The 23,167-nt window shown below is 70.8% G+C and carries 17 protein-coding genes; 7 read left to right on the top strand and 10 right to left on the bottom strand.

What is annotated here, in order from left to right; genetic code table 11:
- Nucleotides 1-149 precede the first annotated feature (149 nt).
- Both CHC08_RS33885 and CHC08_RS33890 read right to left on the bottom strand, forming a co-directional pair.
- Nucleotides 150-1,109 (bottom strand): hypothetical protein, encoded by a 960-nt coding sequence (locus CHC08_RS33885; protein ID WP_179282363.1) that lies wholly within the window; start codon nucleotides 1,107-1,109, stop codon nucleotides 150-152.
- Nucleotides 1,109-1,660, bottom strand: a complete 552-nt coding sequence (locus tag CHC08_RS33890) for an RNA polymerase sigma factor (RefSeq protein WP_089211463.1) — start codon at nucleotides 1,658-1,660, stop codon at nucleotides 1,109-1,111. The genes CHC08_RS33885 and CHC08_RS33890 overlap by 1 nt, the downstream gene beginning before the upstream one ends.
- Nucleotides 1,661-2,013: 353 nt before the next feature.
- Here CHC08_RS33890 and CHC08_RS33895 point away from each other — a divergent pair, with 353 nt between their 5' ends.
- Complete coding sequence (locus CHC08_RS33895) at nucleotides 2,014-2,469, top strand: DUF6220 domain-containing protein (protein WP_089211464.1); 456 nt, start codon at nucleotides 2,014-2,016, stop codon at nucleotides 2,467-2,469.
- A 4-nt stretch (nucleotides 2,470-2,473) separates the two neighbouring features.
- Complete coding sequence (locus CHC08_RS33900; protein WP_089211465.1) at nucleotides 2,474-4,492, top strand: multicopper oxidase family protein; 2,019 nt, start codon at nucleotides 2,474-2,476, stop codon at nucleotides 4,490-4,492.
- A 49-nt stretch (nucleotides 4,493-4,541) separates the two neighbouring features.
- Here the strand turns inward: CHC08_RS33900 and CHC08_RS33905 are convergent, their stop codons facing one another.
- On the bottom strand, nucleotides 4,542-4,856 hold the full coding sequence (locus CHC08_RS33905) for an ArsR/SmtB family transcription factor (RefSeq protein ID WP_089211485.1): 315 nt from the start codon (nucleotides 4,854-4,856) through the stop codon (nucleotides 4,542-4,544).
- A 104-nt stretch (nucleotides 4,857-4,960) separates the two neighbouring features.
- On the opposite strand from CHC08_RS33905, the gene CHC08_RS33910 reads away from it, so the two are divergent.
- A complete protein-coding gene (locus tag CHC08_RS33910) occupies nucleotides 4,961-6,391 on the top strand; it encodes an MFS transporter (RefSeq protein ID WP_089211486.1) in 1,431 nt (476 codons plus the stop codon).
- Nucleotides 6,392-6,546: 155 nt separating this feature from the next.
- Here the strand turns inward: CHC08_RS33910 and CHC08_RS33915 are convergent, their stop codons facing one another.
- The gene (locus CHC08_RS33915) at nucleotides 6,547-7,086 is read right to left on the bottom strand and encodes a DUF4262 domain-containing protein (RefSeq protein WP_089211466.1); all 540 of its coding nucleotides are present in this window, start codon (nucleotides 7,084-7,086) and stop codon (nucleotides 6,547-6,549) included.
- 233 nt (nucleotides 7,087-7,319) lie between these two features.
- Here CHC08_RS33915 and CHC08_RS33920 point away from each other — a divergent pair, with 233 nt between their 5' ends.
- Nucleotides 7,320-7,730: a DUF3592 domain-containing protein gene (locus CHC08_RS33920; RefSeq protein ID WP_179282364.1), complete on the top strand. Its 411-nt coding sequence runs from the start codon at nucleotides 7,320-7,322 to the stop codon at nucleotides 7,728-7,730.
- A gap of 22 nt (nucleotides 7,731-7,752) precedes the next feature.
- Here CHC08_RS33920 and CHC08_RS33925 read toward each other — a convergent pair whose 3' ends face one another.
- Nucleotides 7,753-8,538 carry an oxidoreductase gene (locus CHC08_RS33925; protein ID WP_089211468.1) on the bottom strand — a complete coding sequence of 262 codons (786 nt, stop codon included), beginning with the start codon at nucleotides 8,536-8,538 and terminating at the stop codon, nucleotides 7,753-7,755.
- Nucleotides 8,539-8,601: 63 nt separating this feature from the next.
- A complete protein-coding gene (locus CHC08_RS33930; RefSeq protein WP_089211469.1) occupies nucleotides 8,602-9,354 on the bottom strand; it encodes an alpha/beta fold hydrolase in 753 nt (250 codons plus the stop codon).
- Between the two features lie 184 nt (nucleotides 9,355-9,538).
- Here CHC08_RS33930 and CHC08_RS33935 point away from each other — a divergent pair, with 184 nt between their 5' ends.
- From CHC08_RS33935 to CHC08_RS33945, 3 genes are all read left to right on the top strand, one after another.
- On the top strand, nucleotides 9,539-10,024 hold the full coding sequence (locus CHC08_RS33935) for a cupin domain-containing protein (protein ID WP_089211470.1): 486 nt from the start codon (nucleotides 9,539-9,541) through the stop codon (nucleotides 10,022-10,024).
- Nucleotides 10,025-10,334: 310 nt separating this feature from the next.
- Nucleotides 10,335-11,375: an alpha/beta fold hydrolase gene (locus tag CHC08_RS33940; protein ID WP_089211487.1), complete on the top strand. Its 1,041-nt coding sequence runs from the start codon at nucleotides 10,335-10,337 to the stop codon at nucleotides 11,373-11,375.
- A gap of 241 nt (nucleotides 11,376-11,616) precedes the next feature.
- A complete protein-coding gene (locus tag CHC08_RS33945) occupies nucleotides 11,617-12,480 on the top strand; it encodes an alpha/beta fold hydrolase (RefSeq protein ID WP_089211471.1) in 864 nt (287 codons plus the stop codon).
- 230 nt (nucleotides 12,481-12,710) lie between these two features.
- Here the strand turns inward: CHC08_RS33945 and CHC08_RS33950 are convergent, their stop codons facing one another.
- The 4 genes from CHC08_RS33950 to CHC08_RS33965 form a co-directional block, all read right to left on the bottom strand.
- On the bottom strand, nucleotides 12,711-15,578 hold the full coding sequence (locus CHC08_RS33950) for a helix-turn-helix transcriptional regulator (protein ID WP_218825618.1): 2,868 nt from the start codon (nucleotides 15,576-15,578) through the stop codon (nucleotides 12,711-12,713).
- 132 nt (nucleotides 15,579-15,710) lie between these two features.
- On the bottom strand, nucleotides 15,711-17,942 hold the full coding sequence (locus CHC08_RS33955; protein WP_143653441.1) for a helix-turn-helix domain-containing protein: 2,232 nt from the start codon (nucleotides 17,940-17,942) through the stop codon (nucleotides 15,711-15,713).
- Nucleotides 17,943-18,002: 60 nt separating this feature from the next.
- A complete protein-coding gene (locus tag CHC08_RS33960; protein WP_218825619.1) occupies nucleotides 18,003-20,789 on the bottom strand; it encodes an ATP-binding protein in 2,787 nt (928 codons plus the stop codon).
- Nucleotides 20,790-20,963: 174 nt separating this feature from the next.
- Nucleotides 20,964-22,904, bottom strand: a complete 1,941-nt coding sequence (locus tag CHC08_RS33965; RefSeq protein WP_089211474.1) for a sigma-70 family RNA polymerase sigma factor — start codon at nucleotides 22,902-22,904, stop codon at nucleotides 20,964-20,966.
- Nucleotides 22,905-23,167 lie beyond the last annotated feature (263 nt).

The raw sequence follows: 23,167 nt of genomic DNA on the forward strand, positions 1-23,167 counted from the left end.
GCGCACGATTTCCATCCGGACACGGCCTCATCCCATCGCCCGGTCGTGTCCCGGCCTGCGACCCGCCTCGACCCGGAGATGTCACGGCCCCTGACCGCGAACGCGCTGCTGGGCGGGGGAGTGCGCGATCGCGATTTTCCCGTGGACGTCTAACGCGAGATCATGACTCCCCCCGGGATGTCCCTGGCCTCCTCCGGGACGTTTTCCGCGGCCGTGTCCGAGGTGAGGTCGCCGGACGCTCGGGGGCCCTGCTCGCACCGGTTCTCCGGAGCGAAGGGGGCGTCCTCGGGTGAGGCCGGGGTCTTCTTGGTGGGTGAGACCATCACGATCGCCGAGTCCGAGGATTCCAGGACGGCGTCCAGGACGTACCACGATCCGGGCGCAGAGTCCCGCATTCCCTCCTGGTTGTAGAAGGCGAACTTCGGAGCGATGCCGCGCTCCTCCAGCAGCGGCCGCACCTCGTCGAGGGTCCTGTTGACGAAGTCGACGCAGTGGAGCGACTCGCCGGGCGCCGCGAGGCTGATCCGCCAGTTGTACTTCTCACCCGGGCGGCCCTTACGCGCGAGGGAGACGAAGGCCCGTCCCGTGAAGGTGATGGGGACCTTGAGCTCGATCGGGCATCCCGCTTCGAAGCGGCAGACTCCCGGGCGGTCGATCGTCGAGATGAGGTCCTTCCTGCTCTTCCGTTCCGCGTCGGACAGGCCGTCGGCCTGCCAGTCCATCACCATGATCCGGCCGTCGAGGCTCGGCGGTGCCGATGCGACGTTGAGTGTGATCTTGAGGCCGCGGGCCCGGAGCTCGGACTCGTACATCTTCGGACTGGCGTAGAGATCCTTGACCGTGATGACGTAGTAGCCGCCCTCCGGCTTGATGTCGAGGGCTGCGGAGGCCGGGGTCGTGCCGAAGCCGGTGGGAAGCACCCAGCTCAGCACCATGGTCGCGGCGACGAGTCCGGCGACGATCGGCACCGCGAACCGCCAGGGCCGCCGCTGGGCGGGCCCGAGGGCCGGGGCTGTGGTGATCTCATCGAACAGCTCCCTGGCACCCGGGGTCATGCCGGGGCCGGGGTCGGCTGCGATTCCCGCGACGAGGCGGTCGATGGTGTTCATCACAGCTGTCCTTTCGCCAGCGCGACCGCGCGCGAGCCGTATCTGGCCATGTCGAGTCCCGCGGAGTTCAGCTCCCTGGCGAGCCGTTTTCTGGCCCGATGCAGCCGCAGGCGCACCGCGCCGTGGGAGCAGTCCAGCACCTTCGCGATCTCCTCGCAGCTCAGGCCCTCCCAGCTGATCAGAGAGAGCAGTTCCCGGTCGTCGGGACGCAGGCGCATGAAGGCCCGACGGATCCCGTCGGGGTCGTCCTCGACGACGTTCTCGGACCAGACGGTCAGTTCGGCGCGGAGCCGTACGGCCAGCGCGGTCCGCCGGGTCTCGTCCCTGTGCTTGTTGGCCAGGGTCCGGCGGGCCACGCCGTAGAGCCAGAGCCTGGCCTCGTCGCCCTCCGGGATGTCGCCCACCCTGCGCCAGGCCGTGGTGAACGTCTCGGCGAGAGCGTCGGCGGCGTCGTCGGGGGAGCCGGTGCGCCGCCGTACGTAGGCGAGCAGATCCGGATAGTGCGCGTCATAGATCTCTTCGAAGCGCTGCTTGGGTTCAGGGGGGCCCACGCTGCTTCCTTTCGACGGAGACTCTTCGACTCCACATGTCCGGATATAGAGATGTGTTTCATCTCTAACGGGACCTTTTCAATTCACTTCCGCGACTGAGTCGGGTGATCGAGGTGTTCAGGGCGGCAGTCCGGGCTGGTGAATGAGGCGAAACATGTGAAAACGACCCCACCGGTCCGTGCCGGGAGCCCCGGGCACCCATGATCGCGCACTGTTATGGCTCCGCTGCGATAAGCGATACATCGGCTGCCAAGCCGTTTGCAAATCGACCCGTTCACAGTGTGACCACAAGCCTGTTCGCGAGACGGAAGCCGCGCGGACCGGGCGCGTCGCACGACCTGAGAGGAGCCCCCATGCGCAAGGTTTTCCTGGTCTTCGCCGGTCTACTGCTCGTCGCGGTCATCGCGCAGTTCTACCTGGCGACCTTCGGCGCCTTCGAGCGGCCGCTGCCCGAGCCCGGGACCGGGGCCATCGTCCCGCACGCCATGAACGGCACCACGGTGATCCCGATCCTCTCGCTGCTCACCACGATCATCGCCGCCGTCGCCCGGGCGGGCCGCAGGCTGATCGTGCTGAGCGCCGTGCCGCTGGTGGTCGTCATCGGCCAGCTGTTTGTCATCTTCCCCCTGGTCGAGCTGACCGGCAGCACCATGGAACGGACGAACACCGGGGGCCACATCGTCTTCGGCTTCCACGCGATCCTCGGGGTGCTGATGCTGGGGGCGGTCGTGACCCTCTTCCAGGAGGCCCGGGCGCTCGCCAGGGCCGGGACGGTGGCGCCCGTCGCCGAACCGCACACCGGGGTCTGATCTCGTGACCACCGCTCAGCTCCTGGCTCTCGACACCATCGTGCTCGCCCTCGTCGCGGGCTGCTGGCTGGGCGGCGGTGTGGCGGCGGTGCTGGCGGGGCGGGACCGTTCGCCCCGCACCGCGAGGATCGCGGCGGGGCTGGTCGTCGCCGCCCTGGTGTGCACGGCTCTGCGCGTCGCGCTGACCGTCGGGCTGGCCGGCGCGGGCTGGTGGTTCGCCGCGGACAAGCTGCTGCTCGCCCTGCCGCTGGTGGTCGTGCCCGGACTGGTCGCCGCGGTGATCAGCCTTCCCCGCCTGGTACGGCTCGCGCCCGGCGGGGCCGCGGTCGCGGGCCCGATCCTGATCGCGGGCTACGGCGGCCTGGGCGGTGTGGCGGCGGCGCTGACCGTCTCGTATCCGGTGAGTCCCGTCGCGGCCGGGGTGATCACAGGACTTGTCGCCGGCGCGTCCGTGCCGACCTGGAGGACGCTGTCCGGTCACCCGCCGAGCCGGCGGTGGAGCGCGGCGGGCGGAACCGCCGTGCTCTGCTTCGCCGTCGTCTGGGCGGGCGGGGCGGTGTGGTCGAGCCGCCTGCCCGACCGTCTCAACCTGGGCGCCCACCATGGAAGCGGCGCGGTCGCCGTACCCGGCCACAGTGGCACGGGCGCTCCACCTGGCCGCCAGGTGTCGGTGACCGATCTCCGGGAGTCCGCCGCCACCGAGCGTCCGGCGCGGAGCTTCACGCTCACCGCGCGGCCCGCGGACATCACGCTCGCCTCCGGGCGGGTCGTGCGGGCCTGGACGTTCGACGGGCGGGTCCCCGGTCCCACCGTCCGGGTCCGGCAGGGAGAGCTCGTGGAGGTACGGCTGCGCAATCAGATGCCCGATCTCGCCGTGACCCTCCACTGGCACGGCTACCACGTGCCCGCAGGGGATGACGGGGTCGCGGGCGTCACCCAGGACGCCGTACGGCCCGGCGGCGAGTTCGTCTACCGGTTCCGCGCCACCGATCCCGGCAGCTACTGGTACCACAGCCACGACATGGCCAATCCGGCGGTGCGGATGGGGTTGTTCGGCATGTTCGTCGTCGATCCCGTCGATCCCGTCGATCCCGTCGATCCGGCGGGCACCGGCGGAGCGGCCGGTGACAAGGACGCGACCGGCCGGACCGCCCTGTCGGACCACACGGTGGTGCTGCACACGCTGGGCGTCGCCGGCACCGTGGCCGTGGACGACCAGGCCCCCGCCGACGGCCTCGCCCGGCTCCGGGTCGCGCCCGGCACACCGGTGCGGCTGCGCGTCGCCGCCACCGACAACGTCCCCCGCACCCTCGGACTCAGCGGCGTGCCGTACCGGCTGACCGCCGTGGACGGCCGTGACCTCACGCGACCCGGCCGGCTCGACGACCGGCGGTTGCGCCTGGCGGCCGGAGGCCGGTACGACCTGACGTTCACGATGCCGTCGCGGCCCGTGCTGCTCTCGGTGGACGGCCGGGACGACCTGGGCCTGCTGATGACCGGCGGCGAGGGCGCCGCGCCGCCGCCGGCCCGGGGACCGGTGCTCGACATCACCTCGTACGGCCAGGCCGCGCCGCCCTCGACCGGCCCCTTCGACAGGGAGATCACCTGGGTTCTCGACCGGAGGTTCGCCCTGCTCGACGGGGTGCCCATGCTCGCGCACACGGTCAACGGACGGGTATGGCCCGACATCGAGACGCCGGTCGTCCGCGAGGGTCAACTCATCAAGATCACCGTGGTGAACCGGGGCAGGGACACCCATCCGATGCATCCTCACGGCCACCACGTGCTGGTGCTCTCCCGCAACGGACGGCCCGTCACCACGGGCCCGCTGTGGATGGACACCCTCGACGTCGGGCCCGGCGAGGTGTGGGAGGTGGCGCTCCGCGCGGACAACCCCGGCATCTGGATGTCGCACTGCCACGATCTCAGCCACGCGTCCCTGGGAATGACCTTCCACCTCGCCTACGAGGGCGTCACCACCCCGTTCGACGCGGGCCGCGCCTCGGGCAACCATCCCGAGTGAGTCACGGCCGGGGGACTCGGGGCCGTCCCGACGTCGAGGCCGTTTTTGATCAGGCGGCCTGCCCGAAGGATTCCTCGGACAGGACGAGGTCGAGGAGACCGGGAAAACGGGCGTCGAGGTCGCCCCGGCGGAGGGTGATGTAGAGCTTGCGCCCGGACGGACGCTGGTAGATGACGCCGCTCTCGCGGAGCACCCGCCAGTGGTTGGTGAGGGTCGACTTCGGGACGCCGGGCACGATCGCACCGCAGAACATCTCCTCGCCGGGGGCGAGCGCCCGGACGATCGCGGCCCGGACCGGGTGGCCGAACGCGGCGAGAACCTCTTCCAGCCTGAACTGCTCGGGTGACGGGTGAAGCGGTGTCATGGAGCGATTGTACGGAAAAAGCGAACTTGACGGCATGGCCTCAATTGTACGAGGATCCCGAACAGTCGAACTGTTCGTTTTTTCCGAACAATCTGAAGGAAACCATGTCGCCTCCCTCTCCGCTCCGGCGCCGTCACCTCGGCTGGACCCTGGCTCTGCTGGCCTTCGCCCAGCTGATCACCTCGCTCGACTTCAACATCGTCTTCGTCGCCCTTCCCCGGATCGGCGAGGACCTGGGCTTCTCCGGCCACACCTTGCAGTGGGTGACCAGCGCCTACGCCGTCACCTACGGAGGCTTCCTGCTGCTCGGCGGGCGCGCGGCCGACCTGCTCGGGCGCCGTCGCCTGTTCGTCCTGGCTCTGCTGGTGTACGCGCTGTCCTCGCTGGTCGGCGGGCTCGCCGAGAGCTCGGGCCTGCTGGTCGCCGCCCGCGCGGTGCAGGGCCTGGGCGGGGCGCTGCTCTTCCCGGCCACCCTGTCGCTGGTCAACACCCTCTTCGCCGAGGGACCCGAGCGGAACCGGGCACTGGCGGTCTGGAGCGGCGCCGGGGCCGGCGGCCTGTGCCTGGGATCGCTGCTGGGCGGTCTGCTCACGGGGGCCTTCGGGTGGGAGTCGGTGTTCTACGTCAACGTCCCGCTCGCCGGGGGCGCGGCACTGCTCGCCTTCGCCCTCATCCCCGCGGACGGCGTGCGGCGGCGGGGCCGCAGCTTCGACCTGCCCGGCGCGGTGACCGTCACCGCCGGGGTCACCCTGCTCGCCTTCGCGCTCATCCAGGGCCCCGAGTCCGGCTGGACCGCACCGGTCATCCTGGTGAGTTTCGCCCTCGCCGCCGTGCTGCTCGCCGGCTTCCTCACCATCGAGGCTCGCAGCCGCGACCCTCTCATGCCACTCCGCCTCATGGCCAACCGCAGCCTGAGCGGATCGATGGCCGTCACCCTGATCTTCGGGGCCACGTTCAACGCCCTTCCGTACTTCCTCACGCTCTACTTCCAGGTCGTTCACGGCTACAGCGCCCTGATGACCGGAGCGGCCTTCCTGGTGCCGTGCCTCCTGATCGCCGCAGGAACTCAGGTCGGCGAGCGGATGGCGACCCGGGCCGGGATGCGCCTCACCCTGCTCGCCGGCATCGTCACCGGTGCCGCCGGCACCGCCCTGCTCGCGATCGGCATGACCACCGGCGGTTCATACTGGAGTGTGCTTCCCGGCATCGTCGTCATGGGGCTCGGCCAGGGCCTGACCTGGACCGGCATGTGGATCGCCGCCGCCTCCGGGGTCGCCCCGGAGGAGCAGGGAGTCGCCTCCGGCATGGCGTCCACCGCCCTGCAGGTCGGAACCGCGCTCGGCCTGGCCGTGCTCATCGCGATCGCCACCGGGGACGTCACCGGGCTGACCGGCGAGACCCTGCGCGGCGAGGTCGCGGACGGCCTTCGGGCCGCGGTCCTCGTCGCCGCCGCGGGCATCCTGCTGAGCGCCCTCATCGCCCTGACCTTCGGGCGACGCCGGGCCGAGGCCGAGCGGGTCCACGCCGATGCCTGAGGAGACCTTTCACGCCGTGGAGGCCGAAGCCTCCGTGGCCGGCGCTCTGACGAGGTCGCGGGCCTTGCCCAGGACGCCGACCGTGTCCCGCCGGACCGTGGACGGCCCGGCGGGACCGTACGAGTGACCGCCCGTTACGTGGTCGGCGCCGCGCCTCAGGGGAGCTTGGTCCAGGGGCCCGGGGCGTGGTCGTCCTTCGGGATCCACAGGGCGGGCTGGAGCTCTCGAAGCCGCAGCGCGCAGCCCTCGTTCCAGGGGAAGCGGCCGCCGGCGTCGGGCCAGACGACCTCCATGAAGGACAGCGGGGGCCGCTGGTAGAAATGCAGCGCCATGCCGAACAGCGACCGGTACCAGCTCGTGTCCACCTTCTTGATCGCGACGGAGTAGTTCCTGATGACGTCGTCCCGCTCCTGGTCGGCGACGAGGTGCCGACCGGCCGCGATCTCGTTGGCCAGGGTTTTCAGGCAGTTGTTCATCACGTCGACGCGGAGCCCGAACATGGCGACCTCGGGCGAGCGGAACGTGTGCCACAGCCCGACGGTGAACGCCCAACCCGGTCCGTCCGCGTCCTCGGGGATCATGATGACCGCCCAGCCGCGCTCCTGAACGGTCCGCATCGCGCTGCGGTCGGTCTCGTCGAGCTCCACCTCGTGTTCGACACAGAGAAGACAGTGGCATACAGGCTGGTCGGGCATAGTGCCGAGCGTAGTGGTCTATATGGGATTAGTCCGTCAAGTCAATACACGCCCTTGCCCTGCGGGCCGAGCGGGGGGAGAAGATCGGTGAAGCCGGAATCGGCCGGCAGGCCCTCGTCAATTCGTCATCGACATAACAGACAGGCGGCTGCAAGCTGCGATCAAGTGCTCCGCCATACCGTCGGAGAGTGTCAGACAATGGCGATGTCGCCCTCATTTGCGGAACGATCGGTGTGATCCTGACTTTCCTCGGGGGCGCAGTGATCCTCAACACTCGTGACTTCCGCGGGCGGGCGCGGCGCGGATGGGGTCAGGTGATCCGGCTGCGGATGAACCAGACCGGCGGGTCCCGGAGAGAGAGGCGCGACAGCGCCGTCTACCACCCGGTCCTGCGCTTCACGACGGTGGACGGACAGACGGTCGAGGCGGAGTCTCCCGTCGGCGGCAACCCGCCGCTCGCCAGGCCCGGCGAGCGGGTCGCGATCATGTATGACCCGGGCGATCCGATGCGGGTGCGCATCGACAGCCCGATGGGCGGCGGGACACTCGTCGGGGCTGTTTTCATGGGCGTCGGCCTGCTGCTCCTCGTGATCGGAGTGCGTCTCGGCGTCCCGTTCCTGATGGGCAACCTGTTTTCGGCCTGAGATCCCGCGGGCCGTGCCGGGTTCACAGCGTTTTGATGAGACCTCCGTCGATGACGAAGTCGGCGCCGGTGACGTTGGCGGCCCGGTCGCCGGAGAGCAGTAGCACGAGGTCGGCGATCTCCCGGGGATGGGTGAACCTGCCGGTCTCCGCCTGGGCGGCGGCCTGCTCGGCCACCGTGGCGGCGTCGCCGCCACCGGCGCGGGAGACGGTCGCGGCGACGCCGTTCTCGCCGAGCCACAGGTCCGTGGTGACCGGGCCGGGGCTGATCGTGTTGACGCGGATGCCGTGTGGGCCGACCTCTTTCGACAGCGACTTGGAGAAGTTCGTCAGGGCCGCCTTGGCGGCGCTGTAGTCGATCACGGTCGGGTCCGGCAGGAAGGCGTTGACCGAGCTGACGGTCACGATGTTCCCGTGTCCCGCCGCGAGCATCGTGGGCAGCACGGCTCGGGTGGTGCGCACGGCCGCCATCAGGTTGAGGGTCAGGGAGTTGAGCCACTCCTCGTCGGTGACGTCGAGGAACCCGGTCAGCCTCGGCGTGACGGCGCCCACGTTGTTGACCAGGATGTCGAGCCTGCCGCGTTCCACGGCGGCCTCGACGAGCCGGGTGGGCCCGGTCGCGGTGGACAGGTCGACCTCGACCACCTCGACCTGTCCCGCCTCGGCCAGCGCCTTCAGCTCAGCCGTCGCCTTGCGTGCTCCGGCGACGACGTGCACGCCCTCCTCGACCAGCGCCTGAGTGATCGCCAGGCCGATTCCCTTGCTGGCGCCGGTCACCACCGCGACCTTGCCGCGCAGTCCCAGATCCATGACATCCCCCTCGTGGTAACAAAATGCTGTTGAGTCTCAGGCTTACACCGGTCGGCGAATGGTTCACGGCCTGGGGGCACGTGTCGCCGCGGCGGCGGTACGGATGTGCCCGGCGACGGCGGCGGGCTGCGACAGCGCGATCGCGTGTGAGGCGTCGACCTCGATCGTGACGGCGCCGGCGCGCTTGGCCATGAATCGCTGGGCGTCGGGGTGGATGGCCTGGTCGGCCGTCGCGACGACGTACCAGGACGGCAGTGTCTTCCAGGCCGCGGCCGGTGAGCTCTCCGCGAAAGCGGCGGCCGCGACCGGGCGCTGCGACACGGCGGCCACCGAGGTGACGTGCTCGGGCAGGTCGGCGGCGAACACGGCGGCGAAGTGGTCGGTCTTCAGATACAGCTCCACACCCGGCTCGCCCGCGCCGTCGCGGAAGGTGGCCGGACGCAGCGCCGGTCCGAGAAGGCTGTCGGGGAACTGGCCGTTGAGGTCCAGCGGGGTCTCCCCCTCGTCGAGGGCGAAGGCGGCGACGTAGACCAGCCCGGCGATGTTGCCCACCTGGGCGCTGGCTCCGTTGATGACCACGCCGCCGTAGGAGTGGCCCACCAGCAGGACCGGGCCGTCGATCTCGGCGGCGACGCTCGCGACGTACGTGGCGTCGACGGCCAGGCCGCGCAGCGGGTTGGCCACCGCGGTCACGGGAATTCCGACAGCCTGCAGTTCGGCGATCACACCTGCCCAGCTCGACACGTCCGCGAACGCGCCGTGCACCAGAAGGACGGTCGGTGTGCTGCCGTTCCTGAAAGACGTCCGTGAGTTCATGGTCCGACCGTAGGGAGCGTCCCGCGCGCGTCGCGAGCGTCACGTGACTGTCCCGTCAAGCGGTGGTTGACTGCGGAACGGCGCATCCGCCTTCGACGCGTCACACATCACGTCACCTCTCGCCCGGCGGCACAGTCGTTTGACGCTCGCGAGACGTTCGAGCCGCTCCGTACGGTCGTGCCCCATGACGGAGAACCTCTCAGCCACAATCCCATCCGATGACGGTGCCGGACGGGACCCCTTCTGGTTCCTCGGCGGCCGTGTCCGGCTCCTGGTGCCGGGCGCGTCGACCGGCGGCGCCCTGAGCGTCATGGAGTTCAACGACACCAAGGGGCACGCGACACCGTTGCACGTTCACGACGGGGAGGACGAGGTCTGGATCGTGCTCGACGGTGAGATCAGCTTTTTTGTCGGGGACAAGCGCTACGACCTGGGTGCCGGTGCGGTCGCGCACGGTCCTCGCGGTGTTCCGCACGGCTACCTGGTCCGCTCCCCGCAATCACGCATGGCCGTCGCCTTCGGGCCGTCGGGAATCGAGAACTGGTTCACCTCCAACGGCTCCCCGGTGTCCCACGTGGACGACGCGCCCGCCGCCTTCGACCTCGGGACCATCGTCGCGTCGGCGGAGGCGTACCGCCTGCGAGTGGCGGGACCCCCGCCGACGGAGTAGAGGCGCGTCACGCGTCGCCCGGCGGCGCAGTCATGTGACGCTCGCGAGATGTCCGGGCCGCTCCGTACGGTCAGTTCGTGGATGTACAGCCGTTATTCGAGAACGGCCGCGAACAACAGCCCGGACGGCACAGAAAAAAAATCGTCGACGAAGCTCCGGCCGGTCCGGTCGAGCAGTCGGAAAAGGCCGAAGGCCCTGTGCCGCGGTCAGCCGGAGAGCGTCCGTGAAAAGTCACCGGCGCCCGGGCTCGCCATTGACGACGAATTTTTCAGCGCCCTCCAATACGTGATCGAATCAGAAGGAAATGTTCATGGAAAGCGTTCGTTCCATACGTGGTCTGAAAGTGCGTGGTCGCTTTCTCCTGTCACTCGCGGCGATCGGCGTCATCGGGCTCACCGGTACGGTCGCCTCTCCGCAGGCCAGCGCGCAGGTGAGCACGGCGTCGGCCCGGACGGCGGCCACCGCGACCGCCCCGTCGGCCGCCGACGACCGGCGCGTGCCGGCGGGCTTCACCGAGCAGAAGACGAAGGTCGGCGACGTCGCCATCAACTACGTGCGCGGCGGACACGGTAAGACGCTGGTCCTGCTGCACGGATACCCGCAGACCTGGTACACGTGGCGCGAGGTCCTGCCGGAGCTCGCCAAGCACTACACCGTCATCGCGCCCGACCTTCGCGGGGCGGGGAAGAGCGACGCCCCGGCGGGCGGCTACGACAAGAAGACCCTCGCCGCGGATGTGTACGGGCTCCTGGGCAAGCTCGGCCTGCAGCATGACATCAGGATCGTCGGCCACGACATCGGCACGATGGTCTCCTACGCCTACGCGGCGGCCCACCCCGGCGACGTCAAAAAACTGGTGCTGAGCGAGGCGCCGATCCCCGACAAGAGCCTCTACACGTTCCCCTCCCTCACCCCGAAGGGAGCGGGTTTCTGGAACTTCGGCTACTTCAACGTCACCAACGGTCTCCCCGAGAGCATGGTGAACGGCAACGAAGAGCTCTGGGTGAAGGGTTTCATCGATTCACTCGAAGTCCAGAAGAACGGCGTCAGCAATAAGCAGATCCGGGAGTACGCCCGTTTCCTGCGGGACGACGCTCACCTGCGCGCCAGTTTCGAATGGTTCCGCGCATTCCCGAAGGACGTCGCCGACAACGCCAAATACATCAAGAAGAAGCTCCGCATGCCGGTTCTCGCGATCGGCGCCGCCGGCAGCCTCGGGGACTTCGTTCCCACCCAGGTCCGCAAGTACGCGAGCAACGTGACGGGCGCCGTCATCGCGAACTCCGGCCACTGGATCTTCGAGGAGCAGCCCAAGGAGCTCACCCAGCGGGTCCTCAAGTTCCTCAAATAGAGCGGTTCCTCAGGGAGAACCGATCCGAACCGTCATCGCGCTCCCCGGCCACGACGGTGGTCGCCGGCGTCCCTCGGGGATGCCGGCGCAGGTGATCGGCGCGTCACGCCGGACGAGACCCGGCGGCTTCCCTGACCCCCCGAGCCCCGGTGCCGTCTCTGAGACGGCCCCGGGGCTCGGCCCCGTACTTCGGCGCCCCTGGGGCGCCGAGAAGCTCACCTTCACCCCAAGGAGATCCACCATGTCCGAGAACTCGTTTTCACAGGTCACCGGTCGCCGGCCGAAGGGGCGGATGCTCCTGACCGGGATGCTGGCCGCCGCCGCGCTGACGGCCGTGGCCGTCGCCCCGTCCGCCGCGTCCGCCACCGTCACCCCTGCGACCAACAAGACGGCCAAGCCGACCGTGGTGCTGGTGCACGGCGCGTTCGCCGACTCCTCCAGCTGGAACAAGGTCATCCCCAAGCTCCAGCGGGCCGGCTACCCGGTGATCGCCGCAGCCAACCCGCTGCGGGACCTGAACGGTGATTCGGCCTACGTGTCCAGCGTCCTCTCCAGCATCGCCGGGCCGGTCATCCTGGTGGGCCACTCCTACGGCGGAGAGGTCATCAGCAACGCCGCCGTCGGCCACGCCAACGTCAAGGCGCTGGTCTACATCGCCGCGTTCGTGCCCGACGAGGGTGAGTCGGGCCTCGACCTCACCGGCAAGTACCCCGGCAGCCTGCTGGCCACCAGCCTGATCACCCGTGATTTCCCGCTGCCCGACGGCGGAACCGGCACCGACGCGTACGTGGACGCCGCGAAGTTCCGCGCCGCCTTCGCCGCCGACCTCCCCGCCGGTGACGCCGCCCTGATGGCCGCCACCCAGCGGCCCGCGAGCCTGGCCGCGCTCGGCTCGCCGAGCGGGGCGCCCGCCTGGAAGACCCTGCCCTCCTGGTATCTCGTCGCCGGGTCGGACAAGGCCATCCCGGCCGCCGCCGAGCGGTTCATGGCCAAGCGCGCCAAGGCGCACACCACCGAGATCAAGGGCGCCTCACACGTGGTCATGATCTCCCACCCCGACGCCACCGTCGACCTCATCACGGCCGCGGCCCGCGCCACCTCCTGACCGCCCGCCACGGTGACCGGTACGGCCTCCCGGCCGGGCCGGTCACCACGCGTCGCGGCCCGCCGGGAACGCTTTCCAAAAGGGGAGAGGCCGCGCCGCCACGGGGGACGGCGCGGCCCCATCTGGAACCGGGCGGTGAGGTCAGAGGGACGTGCGAAGGACGGCGTCCGGCTCCGATCGCGAGCTGATCCCCAGCTTGGGGAAAGGCCGCTGCGGAATCCGGCGCGAGATCAGGCGGACGTGCGAAGGGCGGCGCCCAGCTCCGATCGCGAGGCGATCCCCAGCTTCGGGAAGATCCGGTAGAGGTGGGAGCTGACGGTCCGGTGCGAGAGGTAGAGCTTCTGGCCGATCTCCTTGTTGGTCAGCCCCTCGGCGGCCATCTGAACGATCTGGAGCTCCTGCGGCGTGAGCTTGTCCTGTGCCTCGCTGTTGCGACGGCGGCTCGTCTCTCCGGAGGCCCGCAGTTCCTGGCGCGCCCGCTCGCTCCAGGGAATGACCCCGAGGGCGTCGAACGTCTCGCGGGCTGCGCGCAGGGGTGCCTGCGAATCGGCCGAGCGTCGCTGTCGCCGGAGCCACTCTCCGTAGGCGAGCTGAGCCCGTGCGCGAACGAAGGGCCATCGCCTCATGTCCACCTGGAGCGCGGCCTGGAACAGGGGCTCGGCCTCGGTGTCGTCGGCCAGCACCGCACGGGCGTGGCGCAGCCCGGCGTGCAGCGACGGCGACGGTGTCCTGAGCGCGATGGCCTCCAGCTCCTCCACGATGCCCGCGATCTCGCCGCCCCGCCCGCTGTGCGCGGCGGCGTCCGCCAGCTCCGTGACGGCGTAGCAGCGCAGCCCGATGTGGTACGCGGGATCGGCGGGGTCGTGCATCCGCCTCAGATGCTCGTAGGCGGCGTCATGGCGCCCGCGACCGAGCTCGGCGAGCCCACGTGCGAGCTGTACGGTGGCCAGCACCGGGCGAGCGCGGATGGACTTGCTCGCCCGCTCGGCCTCGGCCGCGTAGATCTCCACGCGATCGTGCTCGCCGCGCAGCGCGGCGAGCATGGCCCCCGTGGCCTGGACGATGGCGTACATGAGCGGCTGAGCCGTCTCACGTGCCAGCCGGCCGGCCTCCTCGACGGCCGGGATGGCCGTGCTCAGATCGGCCAGATGGACCGCGCTCCACGCCTGCGCGCCGAGTGCCCGCGCCAGGAGCCCGAGCCGGCCCTGCGCTCGCAGGTCGGTGAGTGAGGCGGCGGAGAGCGCCTCCGCGAGATCGAAATCTCCCACCAGGACCGCGGTACTGCCCAGCAGGCGTACCGCCAGTGAGTCTCCGGCCGGACCCGCGGCCGAACGGCGGAGGCGTTCGATGACCACCGCACCCCGATCGAGCGGGGCCGCGTACGCGAAAATCGTCAGCAGCTGCGCGTTGTGCTCGTCGACCGGCAGGCTTTCCGCCGTGGTGACGACGCGTTGCCGCACCTCGGGACCGGGCTGGGCCCAGAAGCACCTCAGGGCCGCGATGCCGAGGAGCTTCAGGGCGAGACCGGTGTCCCCGTCCGCCGCCGCGTGCTCGGCGACCTCGGTCAGCAACGGCACCCCCGCGCTGTCGTCGCGGATGCCGTCGTCGAAGGTCGCCCGGATCCACACCATCCGCGACCGCTGCCGTGACGACAGTTCGAGCGGCTCGGCTTCACGGAGGAGCCGGCCGACGACGTCAGGCCGTCCCAGCTCGACCCCGTGTTCGGCGGCCCGCAGCAGCCGTTCGGCCCGGCGGGCGGGATCGTCGCTGAGCCTGGCCGCGTGTTCCAGCGCCACGGCGGCCGTCGTGATCGCGCCCCGGCGGTACTCGTGCGTCGCCGCGGCCTCCAGTTCGGACGCGATGTCCTCGTCAGGCCCGGGGCTGGCGGCCGCTCGATGCCAGATGCACCGCTCCGGCCGGTCCGCGAGCACCTGCGCCAGCGCGGCGTGTGCCGCGTGACGCTGGGGGAGACTGGAGCTCTGGCGGATCGCCGAGCGCATGAGCGGGTGCCGGAACAGCAGTCCCTCCTCATCCACGGTGATCAGCCGTACGGCGATCGCGGGCGTCACGTCCGCCACCGTGACCCCTGCCCCGACGAGCGTCGACGTGGCGTTCAGCGTCTCGGCGAGCGAGGTTCCGTCGTTGAGCGCGGCGACCAGCAGCAGCGTGCGGGTGACGGGGGGCAGGCCCGACACGCGGGCGGTGAACGCCCGTTCCAGGCGGGTCGTCAACGGGAGCCACGCCAGCAGGGTGCCCTCGTCGCGCTGTCCCTGCGAGGCGAGCGGCAGCTCGACCAGGGCGAGGGGGTTGCCCGCCGACTCCTTCAGCAACCGCCGGCGCACCGCCGGCGCCAGGCCCGGGTTGCGGGTGTCCAGCAGCGCGGCCGCGGCCTCGTCGTCGAGCCGTTTGAGCTGCAGCTCCCGCAGCCCCGCCTCGTCGAAGGAGCTGGAGAAACCGTCCCGGATCGCGGCCAGCATCACCATCGGCTCCGCGTCCAGCCGCCGCGCGACGAACGCCAGCACATCGGCGCTGGAGCGATCCAGCCAGTGGGCGTCCTCGACGAGGAGCAGGACGGGCGAGCGGGCGGCGGTCTCACCGAGGAGGTTCAGCACCGCCAGAGCGATCAGGAAGAGATCCGGCACCGCCGCGTCCGTCAGGCCGAAGGCCGCCCCCAGCGCGTCACGCTGCGGACCGGGCAACGCATCGATCTCCGCACGGATCGGGAGCAGCAGCTGATGCAGACCGGCGAAGGGCATGTGCGTCTCCGACTCCACCCCGGTCGCCCTGAGGATCCGCAGACCGTGGGCGGCCGCCACCCCCGCGCTCTCTGACAGCAGGGCCGACTTGCCGATCCCGGCCTCGCCCCGCACGATCATCGCCGTGCCGCCCCCGCGGACCTGCCTCACGAAATCGTTGATAAGCCGCGTTTCGGACTCCCGTCCGTACAGCGGAGGCGTCGGCCGATCCGCCGACCCGCGGACGGCCCTCATATCCGGCTCCGGGCAGGGCGTGTCCACAGCCGGATGCGGCCGGCCCGGAAGGTCATCGGGGAACCGTTCGGTGATCACTTTGGTGGTGCCGGACGGTTGCGGATCCATCGCGAACTCCCCGGTCGTTCGTAGACGGTCACTGGGTGGACAGGCTCGACGCCTGTCCCTGTGCACTTCAATTCAAGTCGCGCGCACGTGGCCCGTCCACGCAGAACAGGACGCAGAAGTAGCGCGAAACCATCAGGGCGCGGCGTTCGCCAGGTCGCGGCAGCGGTTGCTCGCCTCGGTGTCACCGATGGCCTCGTACACCTCCGCCGCCCGCGCGTGGGCGTGGCGGCTCTCGTCGGTCCGGCCCTCGTCGGACAGCAGGGCCGCGAGCGTCTCCAGGGAGTGGGCCTGCGGGACGGGCAACCGAGCCTGTTCCATGAGGCTGATCGCCTCGGTGAGCTTGGTGATCGCTTCGGTCCGTTGGCCGAGCGATCCCAGACATTCGCCGACGCGAGCAAGCGCGATCGCCCTGATCAACGCCGCACCGCTCGGCGTGATTCCCGGCTGGTCCTCGTTCAGCAGGGCCAGCAGGTCGAGATACTGCTCCAGCGCCTCGGTGTAGCGTCCGGCGTCGCGAAGGCAGGTGCCGAGGGCGCCGAGACACTGGCAGTACGCACTGACGTCGCCGTTGGCCTTGAACGTCGCCGCGGCCTGGGTCTCCGCCGCGGTGGCCTCATCGAGCCGTCCGAGCCTTCGGAGAGCGCCTCCCGCGGTGTGGTGGGCCCAGGCGATCTGCGTCGCGGCGCCGCTGCGGGTGGCGAGGTCCATCGCCTGGGCGGTGTACCGCAGTGTGGTCTCCGGGTCGTTTCGCGGCATCAGATGGACCCAGGCCAGCAAGTTCAGCTGCGTGGCCTGCCGGGCCGGATCGCCCAGGGCGGCGGCGACCTCGGCGCCCAGGGTGAAGACCTCGTGCCAGTGCGGCGCGTGCATCCATCGGTCGGAGAACCAGTGCATCGACTCGGCGCAGTCGAGGACGGCGGAGTGCCGGCCGTCGCTCGCCGCCATCCGCAACGCGCCCAGCCAGTTGTCCACGTTCACGCGCAGCCAGTGGTCGGCGTCCTCCGGGGAGGACAGGCCGGCGAGGTCGGCGTCGGGCCGGTCGGAATGGATGTACGCGGGATCGAACAACCGCCCGGCGGTGGTGGCCATCCGCAGCAGCCACGACGTCATCGTCACGGTGAGCGCGTCGCGCTCGGCCGTGGTCTCCTCCTTCTGGAGCCGGTCACGGGCGAACAGCCGGACCAGGTCGTGGAAGCGATAGCGTCCCGATGTGCTGTCCTGCAGCAGCCCGAGGTCGACGAGTTCGTCGAGGGCGTCCCATGCCCCGTCGATCGACGTGCCGCCCACCACCGCGGCGAGAGCGGCGTCGAAGTCCCAGCCCGGCACCGGGGCGAGCCGGCGGAAGACCCGCCGCGTCGAGTCTGTCAGCTGCTCGTAGGACAACCCGAACGCGGTGGCGACCTTGAGATCACCGGCGCTGAGCTGGTCCAGGCGGCGCTCCTCGTTCATCAGGCGGGCGGCGAGGTCGGCGGCGTCCCAGCCGGGCCGGCTGACCAGCCGATTTCCGGCGATCCGCAGCGCGAGGGGCAGACCGCCGCACAGCTGCGCGAGCTGCCGGATGGCCGATCCCTCGCCCGAGGCGCCGTCGTCTTTCAGGATTCCGGTCAGCAGTTCGGCGGCCTCCAGCAGGGGCAGGGGCCCGAGGCTGAGCCTGCGCACTCCTTCCAGACCGGCCAGCAGGCGGCGACTGGTCACCAGGGCCTTGCCCGCGCCGCCGCCCGGCAGCAGCGGCCGGACCTGATCCTCGGAGGTGGCGTTGTCGAGCACGACGAGCACGCGCCGGTCGTGCAGCAGGGACCGGTACAGGGACGCACGCTCGGCGACGTCGCCCGGGATCTGCTGATCCGCGATGCCGAGTGCGCGAAGCAGCATGCCCAGGGCCTCGTCGACGGGCAGGGGCTGCGGAGACATGCCGAACAGGTCGAGGAAGAACACCCCGTCGGGGAAGCCCGGCCGCAGGGCGTGGGCGACGCGGACGGCCAACGTGGTCTTGCCCAGCCCGGCGGAGCCGGTGATGAGCCCCACGCCCGCGACGCCCGGCGCGTCCCCGGCGTGCACCAGCTCGTTGGTCCAGGCCAGTTCCGCGGTTCGGCCGGTGAAGTCGTCGACGGAGCGGGGCAGCTCGCACAGCCCGATCGGGCGGGTCCAGCGGTCACGCAGGCGGCCCTCGCGTGCCAGCTCGACGAGCTGCTTACGGTCGGCCTCGTCCAAGCCGAGGGCGTCGGCCAGCGCGGTGACGGTGCGGTGCTGGGGGCCCTTGCTGCGGCCGCGTTCCATGTCCGACAGCGTCCGGGCGCTGACCCCGGAGGCTCCGGCGAGCTGCTCCAGCGTCAGGCGGGCCGACTGCCGGTGGCGACGCAACACCTCCGCGAAGCTGGGCGATCCTGTGATGGCAACGCTCCTTCCGGACGAGTGGGTCCGAGGTCAGGTGTTTCCCGAGGTGGGTTCGCCGTGCAGTGTCCGGGCGAGCTGGCGCCGGGAGGTGATGTCGAGCTTCCGGAAGACCTTGTTGAGGTGATATTCGACGGTCGAGGCGGTGATGAAGAGCCTGGTGGCGATCTCCGCGTTCGTCGCGCCCCCGGCGGCGAGACCGGCGACCTGCGTCTCCTGAGGCGTCAGGTGGTGGTCGGTCTGCTCCGTCCGTTTACGGGCGCGTTCGCCGGTGGCGAGGAGTTCGGTACGCGCCCGCTCCGCGAAGGCGGTGGCGCCCATGGTGGCGAACAGGTCGTGCGCGATCCGCAGCCGGTCGCGGGCGTCCGAGCGGCGTCCCCTCCGGCGCAGCCACTCGCCGTAGAGCAGGTGGGCCCGGGCGAGCTCGGTGGCGACCGTCGTACGGCCGAGGTGCTCGACGGACTCGTCGTAGAGGGCCTCGGCGTGGTCGTCGTCGGCCATCAACGCGCGGGATCTGGCGAGCATGCCCAAGGCCCATGACGTGCCGCTGGCCGGCGCCCGCTCGGACAGACGCGCGAGGGCGGCGGACGCGGCGGACCGATCCCCGGCGCGCACGCCCGCCTCGACGAGGTTGGGCAGGATCAGGCTGCCCGTCCCGGGCTCGTCGTCGTCATAGACGCGAAGGGCGCAGGCGAGCGCCTCGTGGTAGCGGCCGAGGCTGAGTTCGAGCACGGTGAGCGCGAGGAGCACGTGGTTGGCCGTCGACGCGCTCCCTCGCTGCTCGGCCCATCCGCCCATCACGGTGTCCACCGCCGCGCGCGTCTCCGCCTCGCGCCCCTGCCATGCCAGCAACTCCACCTGGTAGATCGGCTGGTCGGCCGCCATCCCGACCGCCGTGGCGATCTCGGTCGACTCGGTGTGGTGTGCCTCCGCGTCTCCGAACCGGCCTGCCAGCAGCTCGACGGAGGCCAGGTCCAGAAGGGTGGACCGGAGCGCGTGCAGCGCACCCTGGTCCCGGTCGAAGGTGTCGAGGCGCTCGATCACCGCTCGAAGTCCCTCGTCGTCCCAGAGGTCGACCGTCGCCATCCAGCCCAGGACGGCCAGGGGCATGCCCGCCTCGACGAGATCTTCGTCGGTACGCAGGGCCGTGATCGCCGCGCGCATCAGCGGCACCGCCGGCAGATATCCGACGGCGATGCGCGTCGCGAACGCGTCCAGCAGCAGGTCGGGAATCGTCGCGCGCGCGGAGGGGGACAGGGGCGCCTTGAGCGCGGTGCGCGCCACCTCGACGAGCGTCGTGCCGATGGTGTAGCGGCGGGCGACCATCGCGGCCTCGAGCGCCTGGAACAGCATGCCCCTGACCGTTCGCTCGTCGAGCGGGCCGATCGTCGCGGCCGCCTCCAGCAGGATCGACGGCACCGCCGTCACCCGGGCGAAGAACATCTCGATCGCCGCCCGCAGCTGCTGCGCCCCCGCACGCATCTCGGGGGCGTTGAGCCCGGGTACGGCCCGTTCCAGCAGGGACTGCGCGACAACTGGATCACCGGCGACGAGGTGCGCCCCGGCGGAGGCGAACAGCCGGCCGGCGCGACGCTCGGGATCGGGGGTCAGCTCCGCGGCCCGCAGGAGGAAGGCTCCCTGCGCCGAGTAGCCGCCGCGGCTCCGGGCCCGCTCGGACGCGCGTTCGAGCTCCGCCGCGACGTCCTCGTCGATGCCGACGGTCGCCGAGGCGAGGTGCCACGCCCGGCGGTCCGGATCACGGTCGGGGTCGATCACGGCGGCGAGGGCCTCGTGCACGCGCCGCCGATCCGCCGCCCGCGCGCCCGTGTAGACCGCCGAACGGATGAGGGGGTGGCGGAAGGCGAGACCGCTCTGGAGCGAGAGGATGCCCTCCGACACGGCGATGTCCGCCGCCTCGGGCGACAGGCCGAGAAGCGCGGTGGCCCGCCACAGCAGCGCGGGGTCGTCCGGCGGTACGACGGAGGCGACGAGCAGCAACGACTGCGTCTCCGCCGGCATGGCGCGGACCTGACGCAGGAAGTGCTCCTCCATGCGTCGGCCCACCGGCAGCGGCCCGGGCAGCAGGGACCCGCCGGCGAGATGCTCGTCCGCCAGCTCGACCATCGCGAGGGGGTTGCCCCGGGTCTCGGTGATGATCCGCTCGACCACCTGGGGGCCGAGCCGTCCGGCGACGGCGGTCAGCAACCGGAGGGCGTCCGTCTCGGCCAGACCGGCGAGGTGGAACGTGGGCAGCCCGCCGAGCGCCAGGGTGCCGGCCGGCTCGTCCCTGACGGTGAGCAGTAGCCCGACGCCGTCCGCGTGCAGCCGGCGCCCGGCGAAGGCGAGCACCTCCAGCGACTCCCTGTCCAGCCACTGCGCGTCGTCGACCAGGCACATCAGCGGTCGCACGCCGGCGACGTCCGCGAGCAGGGTGAGGGTGGCCAGCCCGACGAGGAAGCGATCGGCGGGCGGGCCGGCGACGAGGCCGAACGCGGAGCCCAGGGCGTCACGCTGCGGGGCGGGCAACCGGTCCACCCGGTCGAGGAAGGGCAGCAGCAGGCGGTGCAGGGCCGCGAAACCGAGCTGCGTCTCCGACTCCACCCCGGCGACGCGCGCGATCTGGAGCTCGGAGGCGGCGGCGGCCGCGTACTCCAGGAGCCGCGTCTTTCCGATCCCGGCCTCGCCGACCAGCACCAGGGCCCCGCTCAGTCCCTCACCGACGGTCTCGACGAGCCGGTCGAGCGCCAGGCACTCCTCTCGCCGTCCGAGCAGCGGTGCCGAACCTGCTGCGTCGAAACGCCCCGGAATGTAAGCGGACACGAGGGAACCCCCCATCGGCTGTGACAGGCAGGAAGCCCCTCAGCACCGTGCTGATAGATCTCTGGTGGAACCTGCCGCCAGAGCATGTGAAGTTTCGCCGTTTATGCAGCTAATTGCAACGTCAAGATCGACTCTTGGGCCAGGTGAGGGGGAGGTTCACCTGCGGGCTCTGGGTCAGCGGGCCGCCTGGAAGGCGCGGCCCGTCAGGGTCGCGTCCCCGTTGCCGTGGAACAGGCCGCTGCTCGGCTCGGTGTCGGAGGCGGGCAGGCCGAACCACGCGTAGCGCTGCACGTACGGCAGGGAGGCCAGCATCTTGGTGGAGGCGGTGAGGAAGGCGGCCTGCTGCGCGTCGCTGGGATAGCGGGTGCCGTTCGAGAAGTCGGTCAGGGCGTACTCGGTGAGCCAGATCGGCTTGCGGTAGCGCTCATGCACGGCCTGTATGTAGGACCTGAGCTGGCCGACCGCGGCCGCGGTGCGGAAGTCGTGGCCGTACCAGTGCAACACGATGAAGTCGACGCGGTAGTTCCGCTGCTCCGCTCCGGACATGAAGCGGCCCAGCCAGCCCTCGGGTTTGTCCGCGTCGAAGGCGACGGCGGGACTGCCGATCTTCTGGCCGGTCTCCATGAGCCGCGGCCACAGCGACAGCGCCTGCTCCACGGACATGTTGGCCTGGGAGGGCATGTCCGGCTCGTTGAAACTGAGCAGGTACGGGCCCGCGCTCTTCGCCTGGGCGAGCTTCTCGGCCTTGACGCTGCCGGAGCCCCACACCATGGGGACGAACTCGATCTTCTTGGGCACGGTGATGCCGTCGTGGTGGGTGTCCCACGTGTAGTACCAGCTCGCGCCGGACTTGGCGAGCGCCGTGCTGAGGCCGGACATCTTCCACACGCTCACCCCCTTCTTCGCGGAGGTCGCCACGACGGGGGCCGCCGGGGCCGATTCGGGCGCGGCGGAGGTCTTCTTCCGGCTGGGCGCCGTGAGACTGGGGCTGGGGGTGGGAGACGGGGAGCTCCGGGGCGTGACGTGTGTCAACGGAGGCCGTGACGGCGGCGCCGTCGAGACCGTCCGGGGGGTCACGCCGGGCTCCGCCACCGAGACGGGGGGCGGGGCGATGAGATGCCCGGTCACCAGGACGCCGACGACGATGGCCGCCACCCCGGCCGCCGCGGACCCGGCGACCGTGCCGGGGGACAGGGAGGACAGCAGGCCACTCGGCTCCGGCGGAGGAAGGGCGGGAGCCCCCGTGGAGGCGCCGCTCTGCCCGGGAAGGACGTGCGAGGCGAGGTGCCAGGCCGCGTCGGTGGTCGCGGGGACGGCCTGGAAGTGGTCCAGGACAAAACCGAGGGGCAGGGGCAGCAGGGGCAGGCCGCTGAGCAGGCGGTCGATGGGCAGCAGGCCGGCGGTGCGCCGCCCGCAGACGGAGCAGCCACGGAGGTGCCGGGCGAAGCGCTTGCGCCACAGCGGGCTGGGCACGCCGTTCCAGTTTTCGGTGAGGGCGCGCAGCTCAAGGCACTCGGAGTCGGCGTGCAGCGCTCGCACGACGGTGCGAGCGGTCTGGACCTGGTCCTTCATGCGCTGGACGCGTACGGCGGCGTGGCGGCCGGACAGGCCGAGGGCGCCGGCGAGATCGGCGCGGCCGAGTTCGCCGGTCTCCTCCAGCCACCACAGGGCGAGAAGAGCCTGGTCGTCGCCGTCCAGCCAGCGGGTGGCCTCGGCGACCTCGCGGCGCTGTTCGGTGAGCCCGAGCCGGAGGATGGTCACGGCGGCGAAGTCGGAGGCGGGGTCCGGCATCTCGGTGGCGGTGTCGAGATCGGCCCTGCGGTTCTGCGTGCTCCTGCGGTCCTGCTCGTGGTCGCGCACCTGGCGGACGGCGATGGCCACCAGCCAGGACCGGTACGACTCCGGGGCCCGCAGGCCGGGCAGGGATCGGACGACCTTGAGCAGCGTCTCCTGGACCACGTCGTCGACGTCGGTGTGCCCGTTCAGCGCCCGTCCGACGATGTTGTAGACGAGCGGGAGGGAGTCGGCCACCAGGACGTCGAGTGCCCGCTGGTCTCCCTCGCGCGCGGCGACCACCAGCGCTGTGTCAGGTCCGTCCCTACTGGTCCCGTGCATCCAACTCCGCTTCCTGTCGGTCGTCTCTGGGCCGTCCGGTGCGTCGGATCTGGACGATTCTCTCCATAACGGGCTGGATAAATCTCCCCGAAACGGAAGACCGGCGGTCTCTCCTCCGGGCGGGAAGCCGGTGAGCGGCTGGTGGACGGCGGAAATCCACGGCGCTCTTCATCATGAAATTTCTTAATTTTCCTGGCTTGTCCCAAGTTTCTGTTATCTCCAGCCCGCCTACCGGTCTCCTGTAACAGGAGCACGTGCGTCCG

It is taken from the genome of Streptosporangium subroseum, assembly GCF_900188345.1.
Lineage (GTDB): Bacteria > Actinomycetota > Actinomycetes > Streptosporangiales > Streptosporangiaceae > Streptosporangium > Streptosporangium subroseum.